Origin of the sequence: Vibrio sp. 10N.261.52.A1, assembly GCF_002876325.1 — a bacterium.
GTDB lineage: Bacteria > Pseudomonadota > Gammaproteobacteria > Enterobacterales > Vibrionaceae > Vibrio > Vibrio chagasii.
Genome location: NZ_MCYD01001092.1, coordinates 1 through 1474, shown reverse-complemented (window position 1 = coordinate 1474; position 1474 = coordinate 1). Strand labels below are relative to the sequence as shown.

Below are 1474 nucleotides of genomic sequence, written 5' to 3'. Positions count from 1 at the left end.
GTTTATAGTCGCTAACATTGTTGAGATAATTATAATAAAAATAAAACGTTGGCTATATGATCAAATTTGACCCTATAACAAATCGTATTTATAACGACGATCGTTCCATTAAAATTGGATATCGAGAAACACGAGTCTTAGAGCTTCTTCTTAAACACGCGCCCGATATTGTGAGTAAGCAAGATATTATTAACTACGCTTGGGGTAACGAATTCATAGGGGATACTTCTCTCGCGAAAAGTATCAGCTTGCTGCGCCAAAAGTTCGTTAAGCTTGGGACCAAAGATTCACCAATAGTGACAGTTCCAAAGGTCGGTTACCGCCTCATAGACCATTGTGTTTGTATCGAATCTACTGTGGACGATACAAGCATTGCTGCGCCTGAAGATACAACTCCGCCGTTGCCTTTACCTGACAGCGAAGTTAAGGCGACCTCAGGCGAAAAGCACAACGGAACCCAAGCACTGTCCGTCTATCATAAAATTGCCTATTCAAAGAATCTTGTGTGCTATTTTACTGCTAGCGTGCTGCTAGCAGCATCAATCGCGTTGGCATTCAGTAAATTTCACGACAAGAGTCTCCATGAAGTCAAACCTTCTGATCGTCTGACCGAGTATTGGATAGGTCAACTACAGATATATCAAGACCCTCAAATGACCCTAACCCCAGAGTTGAAAAGGATTCTTAACAAGTATCAATGTGACTGTATTGCTTACATCAGCGAAGAACCTGGCTATTCTGAACTTGCGATACTCAATAAAGTGACTCGTAAATCAGTGAATATTTTTTACAACCCATCACAACTGGACAAAGCCAGTAAAGAGATTGAGCTATTCCTAGAAAAGGGGTCATTATGATGCCATTTATTGCCGTCTTCTCCGCACTAATCTTGTTTGCAAGCGTATGGAGTATTCCTGATTCTCACAAACTTGAAGATCACAGTTACCAACATAGTATGATCGATTTACTCGCTGAAGATAACGTATTGCGAAGCGATGGGTTCACTAAAATTAGGGACAACAAAGTACTGCATATCGTCTCCATTCAAGACGACAAAATACCAAACCCTATCGTTCTTCGCTTCCAGGGAAATGTGGGATACTCTAAATCATTCAGTTTTGCGATTGCTGGCACGATAGACTTACTGTCTGTACAAAAGATAAATGAGGCAATGAATGACAACTTGTTATCACCATACCTTTTGTTGAACAATGATCCACTAACGTTGAATATTGATATTTTAAGCACCAATGAAGCATTTGCCATTATTCGGAGTTGCAATACAGGACGTACCCAGCTTTTAGCCAAACGCTGACTTCTACGGTTAACCCATAGTAAATTCTCTTCAAACCATATTTTATTAAAATGGATTTCGACTCAGTTCGAAATCCTCCCCTCTTCTATCCCTTATTTATCTAACTTTCCATCCTTAAAACTAACACGTCTCATAATTGAAAAATCCTCTATATTAGAC

Annotated in this window: 2 protein-coding genes; both read left to right on the top strand. The window is 39.6% G+C overall.

Annotated features, from left to right (window positions below; genetic code table 11):
- The first annotated feature begins 56 nt into the window (after positions 1-56).
- A complete protein-coding gene (locus BCT81_RS23465; RefSeq protein ID WP_102426037.1) occupies positions 57-857 on the top strand; it encodes a winged helix-turn-helix domain-containing protein in 801 nt (266 codons plus the stop codon).
- Positions 854-1315, top strand: coding sequence for a hypothetical protein (locus BCT81_RS23460; RefSeq protein ID WP_061032645.1), 462 nt, complete (start codon positions 854-856; stop codon positions 1313-1315). Before BCT81_RS23465 ends, BCT81_RS23460 begins: the two co-directional genes overlap by 4 nt.
- The last annotated feature ends 159 nt before the right edge of the window (positions 1316-1474 follow it).

Coding starts and splice junctions, on each gene's coding strand:
- BCT81_RS23465 (WP_102426037.1), top strand. CDS start 57: ATGATCAAATTTGACCCTATAACAAATCGTATTTATAACGACGATCGT.
- BCT81_RS23460 (WP_061032645.1), top strand. CDS start 854: ATGATGCCATTTATTGCCGTCTTCTCCGCACTAATCTTGTTTGCAAGC.